The organism is Pseudomonas sp. XP1, from assembly GCF_053557675.1.
Genome location: NZ_JBNRIJ010000005.1, coordinates 83,520 through 88,684, shown reverse-complemented (window position 1 = coordinate 88,684; position 5,165 = coordinate 83,520). Strand labels below are relative to the sequence as shown.

Below are 5,165 nucleotides of genomic sequence, written 5' to 3'. Positions count from 1 at the left end.
CCGGCGATGGGCTGCAAAGCAGCCCCAATATCTCAGTCTCACTCCTCAAACCGGATCGGGCACAACTCCACCCCATCCAGCTTCTGCAATTCCTCGATCACCTGCGGCCTGGCTCGGTGCAGGGTCAAGCTCCCCCCCGCCCGCCGCAACCGCCGCGCCTCGCGGTGCAACATATCCACACCCGAGTAATCGATGAAGTTCACCTGCCGCGCATCGATCACCACATGCGGCCCCTGGCAGCGCTGCAAGCGCACCTGCAGGTAGTGCGCCGCACCAAAGAAGATCGATCCACCCACCCGTAGCACATCCGCCTCCCCTTCACGGCTCTGCTGCACCCGTGGCCGTGAGGTGCGTTTCAGATAGAAGAACAGAGACGCCAGCACCCCGGCATAGATCGCCGTCTGCAATTCCAGCAACAAGGTCGCCGCCGCCGTCAGTGCCATTACCAGAAACTCCGAGCGGCTCACCCGGAACAGCGCGCGAATCCCCCGGTGGTCCACCAATCCCCAGCAGATCAATAGGATGCTGCCGGCCATGGCCGGAATCGGCAGGTGCGCGATCAGCCCGGCTCCGGCAACGGCGAACACCGCCACCCACAGCGCCGAGAATACCCCGGCCATGGGCGAGCGTGCGCCGGCGTCGTAGCTCAGCCCGGAGCGGGTGAAGGAGCCGGAAGACAGGTACCCGGAGAAAAACGCACCGACGATGTTCGACAGGCCCTGTGCGCGTATTTCCTGGTCTGCGTCGATCAACTGCTCCGAACGTGCTGACAACGAGCGGGCGATCGACAGGCTGGTGACCAGCCCGAGCATGCCCACCGCCACGGCGCTGGGCAGCAGGCGCAGGATCAGTTCCACATCCAGCAAGGGCAGCGGGCTGAAGGGAGGCAGCTGGCCGGTGAATGCGGGCACACGCGGCACATGGCTAAAGAACCCAGGCAGCAGCCAGGCCAGCAGGCTCACCAAAATCAGGCTTATCAACAGGCTGGGCCAGCGTGGGCGCCAGAGCTTGAAGCTTACGCCGATCACCACTGTGGCTAGGCCCAGAATCAAGGAAGGCAGGTCGACCTCGCCAGCATGGCTGGCCAGGTCCTGCACGGTCTTCAACGCCGTGGCTTGGCTTGGCAGGTCCATGCCCAGCAGGTTGGGCAACTGGCCCAGGGCAATGACGACAGCGGCGCCCAGGGTGAAGCCGAGCACCACGGAATGGGAGACGAAATTGACCAGTGCGCCGAAGCGCAAAAGCCCCAGCAGCAACTGGAAGATGCCGCCGAGGAAGGTCAGCAGCAGCACCAAGGTGACATAGTCGGCGCTGCCGGCCACGGCCAGCGGGCTGATGCTGGCGTAGAGCACGATGGAAATGGCAGCGGTCGGGCCGCAAATCAGGTGCCAGGACGAGCCCCACAGGCAGGCGATCAGTACTGGCACAATGGCGGCGTACAGGCCGTATTCGGCAGGCAGGCCGGCGATCAGGGCGTAGGCGATGGATTGCGGCAGAGCGAGGATTGCACCGCTCAGGCCTACCAGCAGGTCCTGGCGCAGGCTGCGGCCCGATTGGCGGGGGAGCCATGAGAGGAAGGGCAGCAGGTGAGTGAGGCGATGCATGGGTTATCCACATTCCTTACTGTTTCACCAATCCCTGTGGGAGCGGGCGCGCCCGCGAAGAAGCCGCCGCGGTGGATGGCACCGGCTTCGCCGGTGTTCGCGGGCATGCCCGCTCCCACAGGGATAGAGGTTTGCTTGTGAGGTTACAGTTTGGCTTTGACGGCCTCCAGCGCATTGCCATCGGCCTTGGTCGTCACCCCGGCCAACCACCCTTCCAGCAACTCGGGGTGCGCCTTAAGCCAAGCCTTGGCCGCATCATCGAAGCTGATCTTCTTGTCCACAACTTCGGCCATGATGGTGTTTTCCATGTCCAGCGTGAACTTCAGGTTACCCAGCAGCTTGGCCGCATTCGGGCAGGCTTGTGGATAACCCTTGCGGGTCAGGGTATACACCTCGCCCTTGCTGCCAAACCACTTCTCCCCACCGCTCAGGTAATGCATCTTCAGCTTCACGTTCATCGGGTGCGGGGTCCAGCCGAGGAAGGTGATGAACTGTTGTTTCTTCACCGCTCGGTCGACCTGCGCCAGCATCGCCTGCTCGCTGGACTCCACCAGCTTCCACTGGCCGAGGTTGAATTCATTCTTGTCGATGATTTCCTTCAACGACAGGTTGGCCGGTGCCCCGGAACCGATCCCGTACAGCTTCTTGTCGAACTGGTCGGCGTGTTTCTGCAAGTCGGCGAAATCCTTCACCCCGGCATTCCACACATAGTCGGGCACCGCCAGGGTGAACTCGGTTCCTTCCAGGTTGCGTGAAAGCTGCTGCACATCGCCATTTTCGATGAATTTGTCATGAAAGCCCTGCTGCGCCGGCATCCAGTTGCCGAGGAAGGCATCGACGCGGCCATCCTTGAGGCCACCGTAGATGATTGGCACGGCCAGGCTGTCGATTTTCACCCGGTAGCCCAGGCTTTCCAGAAGCAGGCGGGCCAAGGCGTTGGTCGTGGCGATGTCGCTCCAGCCGGGGTCGGCCATCTTCACGGTGGTGCATTGCGCGTCGCTGTCGGCGGCGTAGGCTGTGGCGGTACCCAGGCTCAGGGCCAGGACGAACACGGCTGCAGAGAACTTGTGCATGGCGGCCTCTCTTCTCAATCCAGGGGGGCGGGCTGTGGATAACGTGCCTTGCGCTCGAGGTCGTCGAGATCTATGTGGTTGCGCATGTACTGTTGACTGGCATCCACCAGCGGTTGGTGGTCCCAGCTTTTCAGCTTGCCGATGGCCAGCGCCTCGGCCACCAGGCGGCGCCGCCGCTGGCTGGCAAGAACCTGCTGGCGCAGGCTGGGGATATCCCAACGTTGCTGTGCTTCATCGACAAATGCCTGCAGCAGCGCCTGGTGTTCCGGGCTGCCGGTGAGATTCTCCCGCTCGTGCGGGTCGCGGCTCAGGTCATAGAGTAGGCATGGGTCGTCTTCGCTGTACACGAACTTGTACGGGCCCCGGCGGATCATCATCAGAGGGCCGACGGTGCCTTCGGCCATGTATTCGCCAATCACTTCGTCATGGCCGCCCTGCCCTTGCAGGTGGCCGACCAGTGAGCGGCCATCCAGGTGCAGGTGGTTATCCACAGCCCCGCCAGCCAGCTCTACCAGGGTTGGCAGCAGGTCGCAGGTAGATACCGAGGCGCTGACCCGGGCTGGCGCGAAGCGCATTGGCGCGTGTACCAGCAACGGCACCCGTGCCGACATCTCGAACCAGTGCATCTTGTACCAGAGGCCACGCTCGCCAAGCATGTCGCCGTGGTCGCCGGAGAAGACGATCAGGGTGTCGTCGGCCAGGTTGCATTCCTCCAGGGTCTGCAGCAGCAGGCCGATGTTGTCGTCGATGTAGCTGCAGGCGCCAAAGTAGGCACGGCGGGCGTCACGAATTTTGTCCACAGGCAGCGGTTTGTTCCACAGGTCGTAGACCTTCAGCAGGCGTTGCGAGTGGGGGTCGAGTTCTGCCTGGCCGAACTCGTTGCGGGGCATGGGGATATCCATACCCTCGTAGCGGTCCCAGTAGCGCCTGGGGATGGTGTACGGGTCGTGCGGGTGGGTCATCGACACGGTCAGGCAGAAGGGTCGGCCATCGTTTTCACGCACATGGTCGTACAGGTACTGGCGCGCCTTGAACACCACTTCATCGTCGAAATCCAGCTGGTTGGTGCGCACGCATGGGCCGGCCTGCAGCACCGAGGACATGTTGTGATACCAGCTCGGGCGCACGTCCGGTTCATCCCAGTTCACCGCCCAGCCGTAATCGGTCGGGTAGATATCGCTGGTAAGGCGTTCTTCGTAGCCATGCAACTGGTCCGGGCCGCAGAAGTGCATCTTGCCCGACAGCGCTGTGCGGTAACCCAGGCGGCGCAGGTAATGGGCGTAGGTCGGCACGTCGGCGGGGAAGTCGGCGGCGTTGTCGTAGGCGCCGATGCGACTGGGCAACTGGCCGCTGACCAGAGTGAAGCGCGACGGCGCGCACAACGGGCTGTTGCAGTAGGCCGAGTCGAACACCACCGCCTGTTCGGCAAGGCGGCTAAGGTGCGGCATCTGGATCGGCGAAGAGGCGTAGATCGGCAGCAAGGGCGCGGCCATCTGGTCGGCCATGATGAACAGGATATTCGGGCGCGTCATGGTGGCTTCCATCGTTGAGGGTTATGCGAACCGCTTGCCTATCAAGATGCGACTGTGGATAACATGGGTAAAGCCCATGGCGGGCAATGACTGGGATTAGCCACGCTAATGTTTGATCACCTTGCCGAGCTGTCGCTGGATACCTTGCGCGTGTTCGAGGCCGCCGCACGCTTGCGCGGCTTTACCGCCGCGGCGCTGGAGCTGGGCACCACGCAGCCGGCGGTGAGTCAGCAAGTCAAACGGCTGGAGGCACAGTTGGGCACGCGCCTGTTCGACCGCATTTATCGGGGTATCGAGCTGACCGAGGCTGGCCAGGTGCTGTTCGAACAGGTGCATCAGGGCCTGCAGGCCATGGAGGACGGCATTGCCCAGGCCAGTGGGCGCGGCCAGCGCGAAGTGCTGCAGGTGGCTACCGACTTCGCCTTTGCAGCGTTCTGGCTGATGCCACGGCTGCAGCGTTTTCACGAGGCTTATCCACAGGTGGATGTGAGCCTGGTAACCGGTGAGCGCAGCCAGGGCATGTTGCGACCGGACATCGATGTGGCGGTGCTGTTTGGTGACGGGCGTTTTCACCAGGGCGAGAGCCGCTGGCTGTTCGATGAGGAGGTTTTCCCGGTGTGCAGCCCCCGGTTGATTCACGGCAAAGCCTTGTCAGCCCTGGCTTTGCAACGATTGCCCTTGCTCCACTTGAAGGGCGAGCAGGCTAGCCGTTGGTTTGACTGGTCGGGGGTGTTTCGCGGGTTTGGTGTGGCCAGCCCGCCGCCGGCCGGGCAGTTGCGGTTTGATAACTATACGTTGCTGATCCAGGCGGCGATTGCCGGGCAAGGGGTGGCGATTGGCTGGGGGCATTTGGTAGATGGGTTGGTCGAGCAGGGGTTGCTGTGCCGGCCGCTGGAGGGGAGTTTGCGTTCGGAGCGCGGGTATTACGTCGTGCTGCCGCCGCGTAAGCGGCGTGG

At 63.0% G+C, this 5,165-nt stretch carries 4 protein-coding genes; 1 reads left to right on the top strand and 3 read right to left on the bottom strand.

Annotated features, from left to right (window positions below; translation table 11 throughout):
- Window positions 1-38 precede the first annotated feature (38 nt).
- The 3 genes from ACK1U9_RS06705 to betC all read right to left on the bottom strand — a co-directional run bounded on the left by ACK1U9_RS06705 (window position 39) and on the right by betC (window position 4,209).
- Window positions 39-1,604 carry a SulP family inorganic anion transporter gene (locus tag ACK1U9_RS06705; RefSeq protein ID WP_046615300.1) on the bottom strand — a complete coding sequence of 522 codons (1,566 nt, stop codon included), beginning with the start codon at window positions 1,602-1,604 and terminating at the stop codon, window positions 39-41.
- 143 nt (window positions 1,605-1,747) lie between these two features.
- Entirely contained in the window at window positions 1,748-2,677 is a 930-nt protein-coding gene (choX, locus tag ACK1U9_RS06700) for a choline ABC transporter substrate-binding protein (protein WP_153671651.1), read from the bottom strand.
- A 14-nt stretch (window positions 2,678-2,691) separates the two neighbouring features.
- Window positions 2,692-4,209 carry a choline-sulfatase gene (gene betC, locus ACK1U9_RS06695; RefSeq protein ID WP_449109778.1) on the bottom strand — a complete coding sequence of 506 codons (1,518 nt, stop codon included), beginning with the start codon at window positions 4,207-4,209 and terminating at the stop codon, window positions 2,692-2,694.
- A 108-nt stretch (window positions 4,210-4,317) separates the two neighbouring features.
- On the opposite strand from betC, the gene ACK1U9_RS06690 reads away from it, so the two are divergent.
- Window positions 4,318-5,165, top strand: an 848-nt coding sequence (locus ACK1U9_RS06690; RefSeq protein WP_449109777.1) for a choline sulfate utilization transcriptional regulator, incomplete at its 3' end; no start/stop codon positions are given.